This is a genomic window from Candidatus Methylomirabilota bacterium, assembly GCA_036002485.1.
GTDB lineage: Bacteria > Methylomirabilota > Methylomirabilia > Rokubacteriales > CSP1-6 > AR37.
In genome coordinates, this window is the sequence record DASYTI010000051.1 from 1 (window position 1) to 17,973 (window position 17,973).

Annotated in this window: 17 protein-coding genes; 4 read left to right on the forward strand and 13 right to left on the reverse strand. The window is 68.8% G+C overall.

Annotation, left to right across the window (positions count from 1 at the left end; translation table 11 throughout):
* Together VGT00_05535 and VGT00_05540 are read right to left on the reverse strand one after the other, a co-directional pair.
* Positions 1 to 395: hypothetical protein (locus VGT00_05535; GenBank protein ID HEV8530856.1), on the reverse strand; the 395-nt coding region annotated here is incomplete at its 3' end.
* A complete protein-coding gene (locus tag VGT00_05540; GenBank protein ID HEV8530857.1) occupies positions 392 to 1,504 on the reverse strand; it encodes a hypothetical protein in 1,113 nt (370 codons plus the stop codon). The genes VGT00_05540 and VGT00_05535, both read right to left, overlap by 4 nt.
* A gap of 174 nt (positions 1,505 to 1,678) precedes the next feature.
* On the opposite strand from VGT00_05540, the gene VGT00_05545 reads away from it, so the two are divergent.
* On the forward strand, positions 1,679 to 2,335 hold the full coding sequence (locus VGT00_05545) for a Fe-Mn family superoxide dismutase (protein ID HEV8530858.1): 657 nt from the start codon (positions 1,679 to 1,681) through the stop codon (positions 2,333 to 2,335).
* A gap of 115 nt (positions 2,336 to 2,450) precedes the next feature.
* On the opposite strand, the gene VGT00_05550 is transcribed toward VGT00_05545, so the two are convergent.
* The 5 genes from VGT00_05550 to VGT00_05570 all read right to left on the reverse strand — a co-directional run bounded on the left by VGT00_05550 (position 2,451) and on the right by VGT00_05570 (position 7,037).
* Positions 2,451 to 3,260, reverse strand: coding sequence for a PRC-barrel domain-containing protein (locus VGT00_05550; protein HEV8530859.1), 810 nt, complete (start codon positions 3,258 to 3,260; stop codon positions 2,451 to 2,453).
* A 76-nt stretch (positions 3,261 to 3,336) separates the two neighbouring features.
* Positions 3,337 to 3,777: a PPC domain-containing DNA-binding protein gene (locus VGT00_05555; protein ID HEV8530860.1), complete on the reverse strand. Its 441-nt coding sequence runs from the start codon at positions 3,775 to 3,777 to the stop codon at positions 3,337 to 3,339.
* 21 nt (positions 3,778 to 3,798) lie between these two features.
* Positions 3,799 to 4,932, reverse strand: coding sequence for a hypothetical protein (locus tag VGT00_05560; protein HEV8530861.1), 1,134 nt, complete (start codon positions 4,930 to 4,932; stop codon positions 3,799 to 3,801).
* A gap of 72 nt (positions 4,933 to 5,004) precedes the next feature.
* On the reverse strand, positions 5,005 to 5,580 hold the full coding sequence (locus tag VGT00_05565) for an SCO family protein (GenBank protein HEV8530862.1): 576 nt from the start codon (positions 5,578 to 5,580) through the stop codon (positions 5,005 to 5,007).
* Positions 5,581 to 5,594: 14 nt separating this feature from the next.
* On the reverse strand, positions 5,595 to 7,037 hold the full coding sequence (locus VGT00_05570; protein ID HEV8530863.1) for an NAD-dependent malic enzyme: 1,443 nt from the start codon (positions 7,035 to 7,037) through the stop codon (positions 5,595 to 5,597).
* Between the two features lie 139 nt (positions 7,038 to 7,176).
* On the opposite strand from VGT00_05570, the gene VGT00_05575 reads away from it, so the two are divergent.
* Together VGT00_05575 and VGT00_05580 are read left to right on the forward strand one after the other, a co-directional pair.
* Positions 7,177 to 7,833: a YceI family protein gene (locus VGT00_05575; GenBank protein HEV8530864.1), complete on the forward strand. Its 657-nt coding sequence runs from the start codon at positions 7,177 to 7,179 to the stop codon at positions 7,831 to 7,833.
* Between the two features lie 284 nt (positions 7,834 to 8,117).
* Positions 8,118 to 9,659, forward strand: coding sequence for a sigma-70 family RNA polymerase sigma factor (locus tag VGT00_05580; protein HEV8530865.1), 1,542 nt, complete (start codon positions 8,118 to 8,120; stop codon positions 9,657 to 9,659).
* Here the strand turns inward: VGT00_05580 and VGT00_05585 are convergent.
* Complete coding sequence (locus VGT00_05585) at positions 9,637 to 11,952, reverse strand: MMPL family transporter (protein HEV8530866.1); 2,316 nt, start codon at positions 11,950 to 11,952, stop codon at positions 9,637 to 9,639. The two genes, VGT00_05580 and VGT00_05585, sit on opposite strands and share 23 nt — an antisense overlap.
* A gap of 155 nt (positions 11,953 to 12,107) precedes the next feature.
* On the opposite strand from VGT00_05585, the gene VGT00_05590 reads away from it, so the two are divergent.
* A complete protein-coding gene (locus VGT00_05590; GenBank protein ID HEV8530867.1) occupies positions 12,108 to 12,947 on the forward strand; it encodes an LLM class F420-dependent oxidoreductase in 840 nt (279 codons plus the stop codon).
* Between the two features lie 184 nt (positions 12,948 to 13,131).
* Here the strand turns inward: VGT00_05590 and VGT00_05595 are convergent, their stop codons facing one another.
* From VGT00_05595 to VGT00_05615, 5 genes are all read right to left on the reverse strand, one after another.
* The gene (locus tag VGT00_05595) at positions 13,132 to 14,118 is read right to left on the reverse strand and encodes an ornithine cyclodeaminase family protein (protein HEV8530868.1); all 987 of its coding nucleotides are present in this window, start codon (positions 14,116 to 14,118) and stop codon (positions 13,132 to 13,134) included.
* Positions 14,119 to 14,146: 28 nt separating this feature from the next.
* Positions 14,147 to 15,691, reverse strand: a complete 1,545-nt coding sequence (locus VGT00_05600) for an acyl-CoA carboxylase subunit beta (protein ID HEV8530869.1) — start codon at positions 15,689 to 15,691, stop codon at positions 14,147 to 14,149.
* 21 nt (positions 15,692 to 15,712) lie between these two features.
* Positions 15,713 to 16,231 carry a DinB family protein gene (locus VGT00_05605; GenBank protein ID HEV8530870.1) on the reverse strand — a complete coding sequence of 173 codons (519 nt, stop codon included), beginning with the start codon at positions 16,229 to 16,231 and terminating at the stop codon, positions 15,713 to 15,715.
* Between the two features lie 189 nt (positions 16,232 to 16,420).
* The gene (locus tag VGT00_05610; GenBank protein HEV8530871.1) at positions 16,421 to 16,636 is read right to left on the reverse strand and encodes a biotin/lipoyl-binding carrier protein; all 216 of its coding nucleotides are present in this window, start codon (positions 16,634 to 16,636) and stop codon (positions 16,421 to 16,423) included.
* Positions 16,629 to 17,972, reverse strand: a complete 1,344-nt coding sequence (locus VGT00_05615) for an acetyl-CoA carboxylase biotin carboxylase subunit (GenBank protein HEV8530872.1) — start codon at positions 17,970 to 17,972, stop codon at positions 16,629 to 16,631. Before VGT00_05615 ends, VGT00_05610 begins: the two co-directional genes overlap by 8 nt.
* Position 17,973 lies beyond the last annotated feature (1 nt).

Genomic DNA, 17,973 nt, shown 5'->3' on the forward strand with positions numbered 1-17,973 from the left:
GTGTCATAACGGCAGCGGAGGTCCCCCGCCTTGTTGGTCACCAGTGAAACGAGCGAGTCGCCCCCGAAGCCCCGAATGGTCGCCTCGTCCGTGTCGCTCCACTCCACGCCGTGCTCCGCGTGGCTGTGCCACCAGAGCCGGAGCGCCGCCGGATCCCGCCCCTCGTCCAGGCACCGGTGGAGGAGGCCGAGCAGCGCCTCGGGCTGAAGCTCGGTCTCGGCCGCGGAGACACGCTGGTCCAGCAGGAAGAGCTCCGTCACCAGCAGTCCCTCGCCCTCCGGTCGCACCTCTCCCAGGCCGCCGATCTCCGAGGGGCAGAGCTCGACGTAGAGGCGGAGCCGGGCGTAGGTCTCCGCGGTGAATCGGAGGACCGCGGGAGCCGCTGACGGGGTCACGTCGATGCCGTCTTCCAGTGGGTGACCGGGACGTACCAGTCCTGAGGGGTGATGGTTCGCAGGAAGTCGAGCAGCACCTCGGCGGCGGCGACCCACTGATACTCGGCCACCAGCTTCGCCACCCCTTCCCGGACGTTCCCCAGGCAGGGCCGCCCGTTCCAGACGTGCGGGTGATCGTACAGCCCATAGGCATCGGTGAGGTTTCGGACCGCGATGGCCCCCGTCTCCGCGAGGTCGATCTCGAAGCATCCGAGACGGTATCGGACGCCGCCGTGCGCCACCTCGATCGGCCCGGTGACGAGGCGGAGACCGCCAGCATACACCGCGACATCGCGGACGCCCTCCAACCCCAGGAGCCGCCGCCAATCGTCCGCGGCGTCGTCGGCCTCGGCGGTCTCCCCCTGCAAGACCCGCAACCGCCGCCGGCATGCGACCAAGTGCCGCGCCTCCTGCGTGAGCCGGCAGGAGAGCTCCTCGACCGCGTGCTCCGTCGCCCGGATCTCCTCCTCGACGGACCGGGTCTCCTCCCGAAGGCCTCGCCGTTGCTGCTCGGCGTAAGCCTCCCGCGATCGGGCGCGTGCCGCCTCTCGAAGGAGCGCCTCCTCCAGGGCGGTTTCCCGGCGAAGCCGGTTCACGACTACCTTGAGCCGCGGCTCCGGGAGGGCTGCCACCTCGGAGATCCAGGCCCTGACATGGGGAAGGGCGAGGTCCAGGCTCTTGCGAAGGAGCAGCCGCGCCAGCGGCTCGGGCTGCCCAGCCAGGTCGAACAGGATGTAGATGTTGTTGACGAGCACGTGCAGGACCGCCAGGCCATCCTCGTCGGTGAGGCTCACACCCCGGGCCAGGCGCCCCGGAGGAGCGTAGGCGTCCGTCTCGACCAGCCGGTGGCCCAGCACGACCGGGACGCGGACAGTGGACGCCTCCGACGAGAGAGCGAGCCAGAGAGGCCGAAGCGGGAGGGCGTGGAGGTGGACGTGGAGCCGGCGGTCGAGGCGGCGGCGGCTGTACCCGCGCGACGGGCAGTGAAGCACGATCGGGAGGCCCAGGGCCGTTGCGTAGTCGCGCGCGACCGCCTCGAGTGTCGCGGGGAAGGTCCGGCGCGGGAACATCAGGGACTCCGCAGATTCCTCATGTCCGCCGATTCAGCCTAGCTGGATGTCAAGGATTATAGGCCAGGCGCCGGCGGTAGCGCCAGCCCCGCATCCGGGCGCCGGCGCCCGCGCGCCTCGCCAGAAGTCGAGGCGTGCGTTACACTGGGAGAAGGAGGGCAGAAAGGGGAGAACGTGGCGACCTACCAAGCGAAGACGTTCCAGCCCAAGAAGTACAAGGAGCAGGTGTTCGACCAGCTCCGGGGGCTCGAGGGGATCTCGGATGCCCAGATCACCGAGCACCTCGCGCTCTACGCCGGCTACGTCAAGCAGGTGAACCAGCTGAACGAGGAACTGGCCGCCCTGATCGGCCGCGGCGAGGCCTCGGGCAAGAGCCCGGAGTTCGCCGAGCTCACGCGCCGCCTCGGCTTCGAGTACAACGGAATGATCCTCCACGAGTACTACTTCTCCAACCTCCGGCGGGCCGCCGAGCCGCAGCCCCCCGCCGGCTCGGGCCTGACCCAGGCCCTCGGTCAATCCTTCGGGTCGAGCGAGCAGTGGATGGCCGACTTCCAGGCGATCGGGGAGATGCGAGGGGTGGGCTGGGTGATCCTGTTCGAGGATCCGGCCACTGAACGGCTGACCAACCACTGGATCACGCTCCATCAGGACGGCGTCCCGGCCGGCTTCAAGCCGCTGCTCGTCATGGACGTGTGGGAGCACGCGTACATGCGGGATTACAAGGCGACGGAGCGGGGGAAGTACATCACGGCGTTCTTCCGGAACATCGACTGGCAGATGGTGGAGCGCCGGCTCACCGAGTCGGCCGCCATCCGGCCGGCAGCCGCCTGACCTCGGCCGGGCGTGAGGGCGGAGCCCTGCCGGCCGCCCCACAGTCCTGGCTTCCAAACGCACGGGCGGCCGCGCTGGGAAGCGCGGCCGCCCGCACGACGCCTCGACGCCAGCGTCACGCCGCCCGGTCGCGATCCTCCGTTTCCCAGTACTTCCGCCGTCCGTAGTGCTCGTGGAGCCGGCTCTCCAGCTCCCGCTCGAGCGGATGCGCTGGGTCGTACTCCGGGGCGCTCTTGACGACTTCCCGGGTCAGATCGATGTGGACCTTGGAATCGTTCCAGCTGACGGCCGCGATCCACTCCGGCGATACCAGGACCTGCTTCCCCGGCCACCAGTTCCGGGTGTCGATGACCATGTACCGGATCGCCCACGTCCTGTCGTCGATGAGGAAGTCGTCGACGTGGCCGATGTCGCCGTCCGCGGCCTGGATGTAGTATCCCCTGACCTCCTGCACGCTTCGGAGGTGTCGGTCGCTGTCGCGGTGCTCCACGTTCGCCATGCCCTCCCGCTCCAGGGTGGTCAGGGCCTCGGGCTCGACCGGGACCGGCTCCGGGGCGATCGGCGCGAACGGGTACGGGCCCGCGCCCCACCGGTACGGACCGGCCCAGTAGTAAGGGTAGCCGTAGTGGCCCGCCAGCTCGGCCTCGTAATGCCGGGTGACGGGCCTGGCGGTGTCGACGCCCGGGCTCCGCTCGACCTGCGCCCGGGTGAGGCCGACCGGCAGCCGCTGGGTCGTCCACCGGGGCTCCCGGAGCGCCATCGGCGAGATCAAGACCTTTCGGCCCGGAAGCCAGTCGCCGGTATCTGCCACGAGGTACCGGATCGTCCAGCTTTCGTCGTCGAAGTAGAAGTCGTGGACCGCCCCGATATCGCCGTCAGTCGCCCCGATCGTGTAGCCGACGAGCTCACGCGCGCTGTGCAGCATGATGCACCCCCTTGGCAGGATAGGTCGATGCAATCGGGCTGCCGGCAGCGCGACGGGAGGCGGACACCGGGCGAGATCAGGCTGCCCCGAGGTCGATCAGCGCGAGCCCCGTCGCCGCGTCGAGACGGCGCCGGAGATGTCGCGGGGATTCCGTGAGGATCACCTCCAGCGTCGGCCACACGTGGGCTTCGAGGAGGTGCCCGCCGTGGGCCGTGCCATCCGATTTGCCGACCACCACGTGGGCATGGACGGCGGGCCGGCCGTCCTTGGTGGCCACGTCCCCGATCAGCGACAGCACCTCCACCTGCTCCCGGACCGGGATCCGCGCATAGTCCTTCCGCTGGCGGTCGAAGTAGCCGAGCACGGCGCTGCTGAAGGCGCCGATCGCCGTGAAGTGGCTGGCCGCGAGCCGCTCCCGCTCGGCGAAGCTCGTGAGTCCGGCCATGACCTCGTCGCCCCGGTCGAAGACGAGGACGAACGTCTTTTCCTCCTTGTCGTGAAGCAGTCGCGTCTTCATGGCGGACGCGCGGGGGCCGCCTCAGTAGCGAAAGATGGCGGCCAGCTCGGCCCCGCCTGGTACCTGGGAGGGCTCGACGGCGTAGACCGTCCCGCGGTTGCGGACGGTCTCGGCCGCCGCCACGTTCAGGAGATCCTCGTCGCCCGGCGCCGGGCTGGTCCGGCTCTCGGCCACGCGGCCGTCCGGCCCGATGGTCCCCCACCGCTCGGCGCCGACGGCCACGAACAGGGAATCGACCCGCCCCTGGTGGGCCGCCGGCACGACCTCTTCCAAACGGTCGGAGGCGCGGCCGGTCCCGGCCAGCTCCTGGTACCGGGCCGCCGCCTGCGCCTGGGCCTTCTGGAAGTGCGGCTTCACGACGTCCCACGCTCGGGCGTGGAGCTCCTCGGCGCGGAGCAGCTCGGGATTCCCCGCGATTCCCGTCTCCAGGAGATGGGGATACGCGCTCGCCTCGCGGTAGAGCGGGAACAGGTACTCGACGCCGGCGAGCACGAGCGGCGCGCGCTCCTCCCGCAGAAAATCCCGGAGCCCGGCGTCGATCTGCTGGAAGTAGCGCAGGATGTTCGCCTTGGTGTCCTCCATGTCCATGCCCTGGCCGTGGAAGACCACCGCGCCCCGACCACCCCGGCCCGGGCCCGAGGCGGTGTGGAGCTGGAGCTGCTTCTCGAACTGATCGTAGCGCAGGGCGTCGGCGAGGCTCCGGGGGACGCCGGTCAGATCGACCTCGGTGACGCTCTGCCGGGTGCCCTGGAGCAGGCGGACGTCCTTCTGGCTCAGGGCCAGCACGTAGAAGCGGCCGTCCTCGGCGAAGAGCGGGAGGAGAGGCTTCACGTGAAAGCGCGGGCCGACGACCACCAGCTCGGGGAAGCGGAGCGCCAGCCGATAGTGCCGGGACCCGGCCGGCGTGAGGAAGAGAGCGAGGCCGTCGGCCTGATGGCGCCAGAACGCACCGTCCTCCAGAAGCGCTCGCCCCGACCCGACGATCTCCCGGGCGGCCGAGGCCCGCCGCCCACCTTCGACCAGCCGGTCCTCCGCCTCGCGGAGCAGGTTCTTCAGCCGGATGCGATTCTGCTGGAGCTCGGCCGGGCCGGCCCGGTGCGTCGGCAGGAACACCGACACACAAGGGTCGGCGCGCTCCTCGATGAGCGCACGCAAGTCATCCCCGGACAGCAGATCCATCTCGGCTAGACGGAAGGCAGCAAAGGCGATGCCGGAGGGCGCCCACTGTCAGGAGCCGGTCCCCTCGGCCCGGAGAGCATCGACGCCCCGGCGGAGCTGCGCCAGGTCGTCGAGGCCGTAACGACCGCGGATCGTCCCCCCGCCGTCGATGAGGACGACGAGGCAGTCGTGGCTCACGCCCCCGTCCTGTCGATGGACGGCGACACCATACCAGCGAGTCACGACGTCGATCTCCGAAGGCTTGCCGGTCAGGAGGAGCCACGCGACGGGATCCAGCCGGCGGTCCCGGGCGAACCGGCGGAGAACAGGCGCGCTGTCACGCGCGGGATCGACGGTGACCACCACGAAGAACACCGCGCGACCGGCGGCATCCCGCAGGTCGCGGGCCAGCCCCGAGAGAAACGGAAGGACTCCGGGACACGCCTGGCAGGCCGTGCAGGTGAATGTCAGGACCACGACACGGTGGCGGAGCTGCGTCAGCCACAGCCGGTCGTTCTGCTGGGTCGTGAGCGCGAAGTTCGGCGCCGGCCCGAGGCGCGGGAGCGGGGCCTCGGCGCCGGCCGCGAGGGCTGCCGCCGCCAGCCCGAGCGCCAGCGCCGCGGCGATCGCCGCCGCCCGGCTCACGAGGGGGACGACCCTCAGTTGCGCGCGGGCGTCCCGGTGGGCACGCGACGCCGTCGGCGCGCCACCCCCGTCTGAGCCGCGGCGCGGGCGACCCCGTCGGCCACGGCTTCCACGACGCGCTTGTCGAAGACGGACGGGATGACGTATTCCTCGCCGAGCTCGCTCGGCGTGATGATCGAGGCGATGCCCCGGGCGGCGGCGATCTTCATCTCGTCGTTCACGAGCCGCGCCCGCACATCCAGGAGGCCGCGGAAGAAGCCGGGGAAGCAGAGCACGTTGTTGATCTGGTTAGCATAGTCGGAGCGGCCCGTGGCCATGACGCGCACGTGATGCTCGGCCTCTTCCGGCTGGATCTCGGGTACGGGATTGGCCATGGCGAACACGATGCGGTCGCGCGCCATACGCTTGACATCACGGAGGGCGAGGACCCCCGGCACGGACAGGCCGATGAAGACATCCGCGCCCTTGAGCGCCTCGGGCATCTTCCCCTTGACGTTCCGCGGATTGGTCGCCTCGCTGACCCACGTCTTCATGAAGTCCATGCCCACGGCTCGTCCCCGATGAATCGTCCCGTGCTCGTCCACGCCGATGATCTGCCGGACCCCCAGGGCCATGAGCATCTTGATGACGGCCGTGCCCGCCGCTCCCACCCCGCAGACCGTCACCTTGAGCCGTCGGGGATCCTTCCGCACGATCTTCAACGCATTGAGGAGGGCCGCCACCACCACCACCGCGGTGCCGTGCTGATCGTCGTGAAAGACCGGGATATCGAGCTCCTTGCGGAGGCGCGCCTCGATCTCGAAGCAGCGCGGGGCGGAGATGTCCTCGAGGTTGATACCGCCGAAGGCCGGGGCAATCAGCTTCACGGTTTCCACGATCTTGTCGGGATCCTTGGTGTCGAGACAGAGGGGGAAAGCGTCCACCCCGGCCAGCTCCTTGAAGAGCATGGCCTTGCCCTCCATGACCGGCATGGCCGCGAGCGGCCCGATATCGCCGAGCCCGAGGACCGCGGTGCCATCGGTGACCACGGCGACGCTGTTCTGCTTGATGGTCAGCGAGAAGGCCCGCTGCGGGTCTTCCTTGATGGCCAGGCTGACTCGCGCCACCCCCGGGGTATAGGCCATGGAGAGGTCGTCGCGCGTGCGGATCGGCACCTTGCTCCGCACCTCGATCTTTCCCCCCAGGTGCATGAGAAAGGTCCGGTCGGAGATGTTCGCGATCTTGACCACGGGGAGTTTGCGGAGCTTGTCGATGATCCGCTGGCCGTGCTCGCTGTCGCGGGCCTTGATGGTCATGTCCCGGAAGACCCGTTCGCGCGTCATCTCGACGAGATCCACGGCGCCGATGTCGCCACCGGCCTTGCCTATGACCGAGGTGACGCGCCCGAGCATACCGGGGCGATTCAGGATGCCCATCCTGACCGTGAAGCTATAGGAAGCGCTGGGAGTGACGGCCATGGATCGAGGTGCGGTAAAGCTCCCGTAAGATTGGGCTTTTCACGATACGGCCCGGGTTCGGTCGCTGTCAACCTAAGTCCCGAGGCGCGTAGCGGAGCGCGGATTGACCCCCGCCTGGCCGCCGTGTTATCCCACGCCCATGGCGTGGATCCTGGCGCTCCGGTGCCTCGCGATCGCCTGCCTCGCCGCTTCCCCCGCCCTGGCCGAGACTCCCCGATGGGTGACCGTACCGGGGCGATGCTTCATCACGGTCGACGTCGACTTCCCGCCGGGCGGATTCAGCGGCTTGGGCAGAGAGATGTCCGGCGAATTCCAGGCCAATCCGTGGAGTCTTGGTGACGGCATCAGCGGTCAGCTGACGGCAACGGTCGCGAGCCTCAGCACCGGCGTGGAAGGCCGGGACAAGGAGATGATGAAGGCTCTGGCCGCCGCGAAGTATCCGACCATGGCCTTCGTCATCCAGGCCGTGACCGCCTCGTTCCACTCGGTCAGCGAGAACTCCGATGTACTGCTGACCATCCAAGGACGCCTCACCATTGCCGGGGTCGATCGCATCAAGGTCTTCTCGGGCCGCGTCCGCTGGAAAGATCAGCGGCTCTGGGTACGCGGCGAAGCACGATTCAAGATGTCGGACTTCGGCATCAAGCCGCCCACGTATCTCCTCTTGACCGTGAAGGATGAGGTGGGCGTCGGCTTCGACCTCTTGCTCGATCCGAGGGACGGGCCGATCCCGCCGCCCCCGCCAAAGCCGACGCCCGTGCCCCCGACGAGGCCCACCGAGCCGTCTCCCCCCTAGAAAGGCGGGACCAGAATGCGTCCCGGCCTCCATAATCACGACCAAGAGCCGCGTCGAGCCCCGCCTGCGTAATCTTCACAAAGCTATCCCAGGTGTGAATAAAGGTTGCACCCGGCGCGTCCCTTGAAAAACGCGGGATTACGGAACAGTCAGCGCCCCACCGGCGTTTCGTTTCCCGAGACGAGATCCTGAAACTTGTGGACGTCTCGCTGCGTCTAAACAACTGATAAGGGGCTCTTCCAGGCGTCAGGTCTCGGGGAGCCAGCAAGGAGCGTGATAAAGCCATGACGTTCAGGGAAACCGACGAGGCCGCGTCCCCCGCGATCAGCCATTCCGGCGCGGTGGGCATGCAGCCCAAGATCAAGATCCGGTCAAAGCTCCGCCACCACGGGCTGTCCAAGGTGAAGGCCGCGCCGGAACCTCTCGCGCCTGATCTCGAGGAGGACGAGGCTGGGGGGCCTGTCATCCTCGAAGAGACGCCTGCGCTATCGGAGGAAGCCCTTCGGCCCGGCGCGACGACGGGCGAGGATCCAGTCCGCCTCTATCTCAAGGAGATCGGCAAGGTCCGCCTGCTCACGGCCGAGCAGGAGGTGGCGATCGGCCGTCGTATCGAGGCGGGCCAGATCCAGCTGCGCCGGGCGCTGGCTGGCATTCCCATGGCGACGACCCGGCTGCTCGGATTGGCTGACCTGATCCGCCGGGATGAAATGGCGCTCGACGAGGTGATCCTCCTGCCCGACGGTGTCGAGCCCAAGCCCGAGGAGGTCAAGCCGCTGCTCGCCGCCTTCGCCCGCATCCGGCGACTCGAGCGTGAGATAGAGCGGCTCAATGTGGCGCTCGCGGACCGGCGGCGCGGCAAGACCACGCGTGCCAACTACCACAAGTGGATCGCCCAGAACCGTGCCGCGATCCAGGGCGTGGTCGAGAAGCTGCCGCTGAAGCCGGCGCTCGTGGACCGGGTGGTGACGGATATCCGCCGCCAGGCCAAGCGCCTCGCGGAGCTCAAGACGCCGAAGGAAGTCCGGGCGCTCGAGACTCAGATCGGCCTGGGAAAGAAGACCCTGCAGGCCTCGCTCCGCGAGATCGAGGAGCACGATCGCGTGGTGCGTCAGGCCAAGCGCGAGCTCATGGAAGCCAACTTGCGCCTGGTCGTCTCGGTGGCCAAGCGCTACCTCGGGAGCGAGCTCACCCTGCTCGACCTCGTCCAGGAAGGCAATATCGGACTCATGAAGGCCGTGGACCGCTTCCAGTACCGGCGCGGATTCAAGTTCTCGACGTATGCCACCTGGTGGATTCGCCAGGCCATCACGCGGGCCATCGCCGACCATTCCCGGACCATCCGCATTCCCGTCCACATGGTCGAGACGTTGAACCGCATCGCGCGGGTGAACCGGAGCATGGTCAATGATCTGGGCCGCGAGCCCACCCCCGAGGAGCTGGCGCAGAAGACGGGTGTCCCCGCCCGCAAGGTCCGGCTCATCCTCGAGTCCTCGCGCAAGCCGCTGTCCCTCGAGACACCGATCGGGGAAGACTCCGAGCTCGGGGATTTCCTCGAGGACAAGAGCGCCGAGTCACCGAACGAGACGCTCATCACGCAGGATCTCACCACCCAGGTCGAGCGGGCCCTCAGCACGCTGAGCGCCAAGGAGAAGGAGATCCTTCGGCTGCGCTTCGGTATCGGTGAGGAGGGCGAGCACACGCTCGAAGAGGTGGGCCGGCGCTTCTCCGTCACCCGGGAGCGCATCCGTCAGATCGAGACCAAGGCGCTCCGCAAGCTCCGCCACCCCCTGCGCGGGCGGGCCCTCAAGGCCTTCGTCGAGAACTGATCCCTCGCCCGCCGTCCGCGGACACCCCGCGGGCGGCGGGCTGTCCCACATCACGCCGCGCGAGCCGCGCCACGGGCCCTGGCATCCACCAGTTCCACTTGCCCATGAGCCGCATGGTCGCGGGAACCAGCAGGGCTCGCACGACCGTGGCATCGAGCACCACCGCGATCCCGATCCCCACCCCCACCGCCTTGATGATCACCGAGTCGGCCAGCGCGAACGCGAAGAAGACCGCCGCCATGATGGCGCCGGCCCAGGTGATGAGCCGCCCGGTTCGCTCGAGCCCGGCCCCCACGGCGAGCACGTTGTCGCCTGTCCGCTCGTATTCCTCCCGCACCCGGCTCAAGAGCAGCACTTCGTAGTCCATGGAGAGCCCGAAGATCAGACAGAACATGATGATGGGCGTGGCCGTCTGGATCGACCCGGGCGTGAAGTCGAGCCAGCGGGAGAGATGCCCGTCCTGAAAGATCCACACGAGGGCACCGTAGGAGGCACTGATGGACAGCAAGTTGACGATGACGGCCTTGAGGGGCAGCAGCACCGAGCCCAGGAGGAGGAGGAGCGCCACGTAGGTCGCCACCACGACAAGGGCGATGGCCAGCGGCGCATTGCGCTGCACGACGCCCATGAAATCGAGGTCGAAGGCCGTGGGGCCGGTGACCAGGAGCTGGCCGTCCACGGGGGGGTGCGATCCGCGGATGGTCCGCACGAGGGCGCGCGCCTCGTCGCTCCCCGCGGCCTGCGACGTGGAGACGGCGAGGACCATGATGCGCTCCCCCATCATGCGGGAGGCGGCCGCGCGGATCTCTTCTGGCCACATGGCGGTCGGGATCTTCACGAACCGCTGATAGTCCTCGCGGCTCATGTCCGGAGACAGATCGAGCAAGCTTCGCACGGTGGTCACTCCCGGGAGCTGGGCGAGCCAGCGGCTCAGGTCATAGACCTCGCCCACGCGCGGGGGCGTGAGAGGCGACCCGTCACGGTAGCTCAGCACCACGATGATGGCCGCCTCATCGTCGCTCGGGAACTCTCGCGCGAGCAGCTCGGCGCCGCGGCGCGCCTCGGCCCACCGCGGCAGCGCCGTGACGTCACCCGCGCCCAGCCGGATATGCAGAAATGGCTGCCCGAGCAGGAGCAGGAGGGCGGCGGCGGGCAGAAAGAAACGCCACGGGTGCGCCATGACGAGGGCGGCCAGCCGATGCCAGAACCCCGACCCGCTGCCCAGCCCGAAGAGGCCGAAGCCGGGCAACGACAGCGCATTGACGCGCGGTCCCAGGACGGCGAGGACCGCGGGCAGAAAGGTCAGCCCGTACACCACCGAGAGGGCCACCACGATGGTCCCGGCCAGCCCCAGCGAGCCGATATTGCCGAGTCCGAGCACGAGCATGCCGAGGAGCCCGATGGCCACCGTCACCCCCGAAAAGAGGATGGCGCGTCCGGTCGTCGACATGGTGCGGGCCAGGGCCTCGGCCACCGGTCTCTGCGCGATCTCCTCACGAAAGCGGTTCACGATGAACAGCGAGTAGTCGATGGCCACGCCCAACCCGATCATGGTCACGATATTCGGGGCATAGGCCGAGACGGACATGTGGCGCGCGAGCAGCTCGGTCCCCGCGATGCCACCGATCATGGCCAGCACACCCACGCCCAGAGGGAGCAGCGCGGCCACCACGGAGCCGAAGGCCAGCAAGAGGAAGACCACGACCACGGGGAGGATGACGAGCTCGGCCCGCTTGAGGTCGCGCTTGGCCACCTCGACGAAGTCGTGGTTGATGGCAAGCATGCCCGCCCCGACCACCTCGAGCGTTCGCGACGACACCTTGGCGCGGAGCGAGGCGTAGACCTCGGGCGGCACGGAGGAAAATCCGAGGGTCACCAGGCCCGACGAGCGGACCGCGAGCTCGACCACCGCCCGGGTCCTTTGGCCATCGCGCGAGAGAAAGGCCGGGTCGGGCGGATTCACGGCATAGGCGGTGCGGACGCGCGCCACCCGCGGGTCGGCCTTGAGGGGCGCCAGGGCCCTCTCGACCTCCTCCCGGAACGCGCGGTCGGTGGCGCGCAGCGTGGGACTGCTCAGGATGAGCTCGAAGGAGACGGGCTGGCCCGGCAGCTGCCGGGCCATCAAGGTGGCCGCCCGCCCGGACTCCGTCGTCGTGAGCATGGTGCCTGCCTCGAGCTGGGCGCCCTGGACGAGAATGACGAGGGCGGGCGCGAGCGAGAGGGCGGAAGCACCGAGGAGCCACCAGCGGAGGCGGTACACCCACCGTCCCCACGTGCCCAGCATGTCGCTCATCGTGGCCCAGCCTCCTCCGGCGTGTCGCCGGAGAGACTGGAGCGCCGGCGTGGTCCTACTGTAACAGAGAGGACTCGCCTCCCGCTGGCCGAGAGACCCGATCGGCGCTAGACTGCCCCCGTCGCGGAAGCGCACAGACCCCAAGGAGGCGGCCCATGAACATCGGCGTGTGCATGTTCTTCACCGACTACGCGATCCGCATCGACGAGCTCGCCCGCGAGGCGGAGGCGCGCGGCTTCGAATCGCTCTGGGTGCCCGAGCATACCCATATCCCGACGAGTCGCCGGACTCCTTTCCCCGGGGGGACCCAGCTTCCCAAGGAGTACTGGCACACCTTCGATCCCTTCGTCTCGCTCATGGCTGCCGCCGCCGCGACCAAGCGCCTCCGGATCGGCACGGGCATCTGCCTCGTCATCGAGCGCGACACCATCATCACGGCCAAGGAGGTGGCGAGCCTCGACGCGCTGTCGGGTGGGCGCTTCGAGTTCGGCATCGGGGGCGGGTGGAACGCCGAGGAGATGGAGAACCACGGCACCGTCTTCGCCGCGCGCTTCAAGAAGCTGCGCGAGCAGGTGCTGGCCATGAAGGAGATCTGGACCAAGGACGAGCCCGAATTCCACGGAAAGTTCGTCAACTTCGACAAGATCTGGTCCTGGCCGAAGCCCGCGCAGAAGCCCCACCCGCCCGTGCTCCTGGGGGGCGAGAGCGCGTATACGCTCCAGCGGGTCGTCGACTTCTGCGACGGGTGGTTTCCGCGCGGCCGGGCCGCCGAGATCATCATGCCCGCCCTCAAGGACCTGGGCGAGCGCGCGGCCAAGGCAGGGCGCGACATGAAGACTATTTCCGTATCGGTCTTCGGAGCCAAGCCAGACGAGGCGACGCTCGAGACCTATGCGCAGGCGGGCATCACGCGGGCCATCTTGCGGCTGCCCCCGGAGGGTCGGGACACCGTGCTTCCGCTCCTCGACCAGTGGAGCAAGTTCATCAAGAAGTAGCGCCGACGGGCTTCAGGCGAGGGACCGCGGCCGGAAAAAGGAGTCCAGATGCAAGGCGGCGCCCCGCCGTTCGAGTTACGCTCCCCTGGCGAGCAAAATGTTCCGCTTCGAGCGCCGGCTGCGCCGGCGCAATCGGTTCCGGGGGGAGGGTTCGGAAGGGGGGCGGAGCCCCCCTCCGAGCTATTTAGAGGGGCACCTCGTGGCCGACGCCCCGCGCGCGCGCCTCGCGCAGCACGAGGGCGGCGGCGGCCACGTCCTGCACGGCCACGCCTCCCGACTTGTAGAGCGTGATCTGATCACGGGAGGTACGCCCGGGCTGCCGCCCGGTCACGAGCTCGCCGAGCTCGGCGTGAACGTGGTCGGCATCGATGAGCCCATCCCGGACGGCCCAGAGCAGATCATTGGCCCCGCTCGGATAGGGAGCAAGGGCGGCCGCTCTCGTCTCCACCACGACGAGGGCGTCTCGCACGGTGTTCCCGTCGACCTCTCGTCCTTCCCGGTTGAAGCCGACCGAGTTGACGTGCATGCCGGGGGCGAGCCATTCCCGCCGCACCACGGGCTCCGCGGCATGCGTGGTCGCCGCCACGATATCCGCCCCCTCCATCGCCTCTTGGTACGAGCCCGCGGCGCGCACCGGGATTTTCAACTCATCTCTGAGCTCCTCGGCCAGGCGCTCGACGGCGATTCGATTCCGGCTGGCGATACGGATCTCTCGAATGGGCCGCACCCGTGGAATAGCCCGCGCATGGCTTCGGGCCTGGACGCCGCTGCCCAGCAGGGCCAGCACGGCCGCGTCCGGACGCGCCAGGAGCCGCGTGGCCAGCGCCGAGCCCGCCGCTGTCCGCGCCGCCGTGATGTAGATGGCGTCCATGAGGGCGAGGGGGGTGCCGGTGGCGGGATCGAACGCGACGATCACCCCCTGGTGGGTGGGTAGCGCGGAGCCGGCATTGCGTGGGAAGAGGGAGACGAGCTTGACGGCCAGGGCCTTCGCGGAGGGGAGAAAGGCGGGCATGACCGCCACGATCCCCTCCTGATCGGGCACCAGCGCCGCGATGCGCTGGGGCATGGAGGCGAGGCCCGCGGTGGCGTCGACCATGGCGGCCGCAATCGCCTCCACGAGGGCATCGAGGTCGAGCAGCTCGCGGACCTGGCCCTTCGTCAGGATCAGCATGGCGGGCAGGCTCGCCGGGCCGCCCGGCTCATACGGGCATGACCCCGTGCTTCTTCCAGGGCCGCTCCACCTTCTTGGTCGCGGCCATCTCGAGGGCCCTGATGATCACGGGCCGCGTCTCGCGGGGGTCGATGACGTCATCGATGAAGGCGCCGCCCGCCGCGATGTATGGGTTGATGAGCTGGCGGAACTCCTCGACCCGCCGCGCGCGCTCCTCGTCGGGATTAGCGGCGGCCGCGATCTCCTTGCGGAAGATGATACTGGTGCCGCCCTCGGGGCCCATGACCGAGATCTCGGCGGTGGGCCAGGCCACGATGAGGTCCGGCTCGTAGGCCTTGCCGCACATGACGAAGTAGCCCGCGCCATAGGCCTTGCGGATCACCACCGTCACCTTGGGCACCGTGGCCTCGCTGACCGCGTAGAGCATCTTGGCGCCGTGGCGGATGATGCCCTGCTTCTCGACCTGGGAGCCGACCATGAAGCCCGGCACGTCCTGCAGGAACACGAGCGGGATGTGAAAGGCGTCGCACAGCATGATGAAGCGCGCGGCCTTGTCGGCCGAGTCCACATCGAGGGCGCCGCCCAGGACCATGGGCTGGTTGGCCACCATGCCCACGGGCCGGCCGCCCATGCGGGCCAGGCACGTGATCAGGTTCTTGGCCCAGGCCGGCTTGATCTCGAAGAAGTGACCGCGGTCCACGATAGCCGCGATCACCTTCTTCATGTCATAGGCGCGGCGGGGGCTGTCGGGCACGATGGAGAGGAGCGCCTCCTCCATCCGGGCCGCCGGATCGTCGCTGGCCACCACGGGCGGCCGCTCGAGGTTCGAGGTCGGGAAATAGGAGAGGTATTCCTTGATGGCGTCGATGCAGGCCGCGTCATCGGCCACCTCGAGGTCGGCCACGCCGGAGATCTCCGTGTGGACCCTGGAGCCGCCCAGCTCCTCGGCCGTGATGTCCTCGCCGACCACCGCCTTGACGAGAGGCGGGCCGCCGAGGGCCATGTGGCTCGTGCCCTTGACCATGGGCACGAAGTCGGAGAGGGCGGGGATATAGGCGGTGCCCGCCGCCCCTGGGCCCATCATGGCCGCCACCATGGGCACCACACCCGACATGATGGATTCTTCGCGAAAGAGGAACCCGGACTGGGCGAAGGTCGAGCCGATGGCTTCCTGGATGCGCGCGCCCGCCGAGTCGATGAGCCAGATCATGGGCATTCGCTTGGTGAGCGCGATCTCGCGGGCGCGGTTGCATTTGACCTCGGCCGTGCGCCCCATGGAGCCCGCCATTACCGTGAAGTCATAGGCGATCAACGAGGCCGGCCGCCCGTTGACCTTGCCGAAGCCCGTGACCACGCCATCCGCCGGCGTCTCCCTGCCCTTCATGGCGGGCGAGATATTCGCGTGGGTGGCCAGGAGACCGATCTCGAGGAAGGAATCGGGATCGAAGAGCCGCTCGACCCGCTCCCGCACCGTCAACTTGCCGGAGGCCCGCTGCTGGGCGATGGCCGCGGCGCCGCCCATGGCGAGCGCGCGTTCACGCCGCGCCCGAAGCTCGTCTACGAGCTCCTTCATGCCCATGCGTCGTCCGGCCCCTCAGGGCTGCAGCTGGCCCGAGGCGATGCGGTAGTAGATGACCATGTCGGTGGACGGCGGTGAGCCCTTGACCATGGTGATCATGGTCGCGAGCTCGCTCCGGTGGTGGGTGGCATGGTTGACCACGTGCTGCAGGAGCTCCCAGAGGGGCTGGCGGAAGGTCACCTTGCCGTCGAGGCCCGTGTGGACGACCACGCGCTGGAGCTCGGAGGGAGTCAGCGCGTCGACGAAGTCGTGCTGCTCGGCCTCGAGGTCATCCCAGCGCTTGCGGAGATCGGCCAGGCTCGCGAAGTCTCCGTCGCCCAGCAACTTCACCGGCTTCTTTCCCATCCAGCGCTCGAGCCAGATCCTGTCGGCCCCGTGGATGTGCGCGAGCATGCCCTTGAGAGTAGGAAAGCTAAACTGGGTGCCGAGCTCCCGGGCCGCGATCTCCTCGCCGAGACCCGAGACGATGTCGAAGAGCTTGCGGTTCCCCCACCAGTGATAGTTCCAGCTGCCCCGCACCAGCTCGAGCTCCATGGCGGCCTCCTAGTGAGCTCGGAGGGGGCTCCGCCCCCCTTCCGAAAGCTCCCCCGACGCAGTGCGAACCAGAGGACGTCGCGGGGCAGGGGCCCCGCCGTCCGAGGCGAGCAATCTGAGATTTGCGCCGGCGGAGCTGGCGCTCGAAACGGAACAATGTTGCTCGTGAGGGCACGGGAATCGCCTGGGCTAGTCGAGGACGGCGACGGTCTCGCCTTCCTGCACGGTCTGTCCCTCGGCGACCTTGATCTCCTTCACCTTGCCGGCTCTGGGCGCCTCCACCGGAATCTCCATCTTCATGGACTCCAGCACGATGACGGGGTCGCCGGCCGCCACGGCGTCGCCGACCTTGCTCGTGATCTGGAAGACCACGCCCGTGATGTGCGCCTTGACGTCCTCAGGCATTGAACGCTCCTTGCTCGACGAGTTGGGTATGCACGCGCCCCTCGCGAAACTCGGCGCTCCGCATGACCCGCAGATGGAACGGGATCGCGGTCTTGACGCCCTCGATCACGAAAGCCCCGAGGGCCGCCTCCATGCGGGCCCTCGCCTCCGCCCGCGTGGCGCCCGTGGCGACCAGCTTGGCCAGCAGCGGGTCGTAGTGTACCGAAACCTGGCAGCCTTCGGCGACCCCGCTTTCGAGCCGGAGGCCGGGGCCCTCGGGCGGCACCCAGCGGCTGATGAGCCCCGGCGAGGGCATGAAGTTCCGGGCCGGGTCCTCGGCGTATATGCGGCACTCGATGCTCGCGCCGCGCTGGACGATGTCCTCCTGGCGCCACGACAGGGGTGCTCCGGAGGCGACCTTCAGCTGCTCCTGGACGAGATCGAGCCCCGTCACTTCCTCCGTCACGGGGTGCTCGACCTGCAGCCGGGTATTCATCTCGAGGAAGTAGAACTCCGCGTCCTCGACGATGAACTCCACGGTGCCCGCATTGGCGTACCCGACCGACCCGGCGCCCGTGAGGGCGGCCGCGACGAGCCGCTCCTTGAGGCCAGGCGCCAGGTTGGGGGCTGGACTCTCCTCGACCAGCTTCTGGTGCCGGCGCTGGATGGAGCACTCGCGCTCGTGGAGATGCACGATCCGTCCGTGGGCGTCACCGAAGATCTGGACTTCGACATGGCGGGGCTGGCTGAGATAGCGCTCGACGAAGAGGGCGGGCGAGCCAAAGGCCGCCTGGGTCCTGCGCTCCGCCGTCGCGTAGGCGGCGGCGAGGGCGGCCTCCTCGGCCACTCTCACCATGCCGATGCCGCCACCGCCCGCCGCCGCCTTCAGCATGACCGGGTAGCCGATCTCGAGGGCGATCCGTCGCGCTTCGTCCACGGAGCCGACCGGTCCCTTGCTGCCCGGCACCACGGGAACGCCGGCCCTCAGCATCTCGCGCCGGGCGCCCACCTTGTCTCCCATGTGCTGGATGACTTGCCAGGGCGGTCCGATCCAGACGAGACCGGCCTCCTCACAGGCCTTGGCGAAGCGCCAGTTCTCGGAGAGAAAGCCATAGCCCGGATGGATGGCCCGGGCGCCACTCTGGCGGGCGGCCTCCAGGATGCGCTGCGCGTCGAGATAGCTTTCGCGCGCGGGCGCGGACCCAATGAGCACGGCCTCGTCGGCGTCGGTGACATGCGGCCAGCCGGCATCGGCTTCGGAGTAGACGGCAATAGATCTGACCCCGAGGGCACGGCAGGCGCGGATCACGCGGCGAGCGATCTCGCCGCGATTGGCGATGAGGACGCTCTCGAGCACG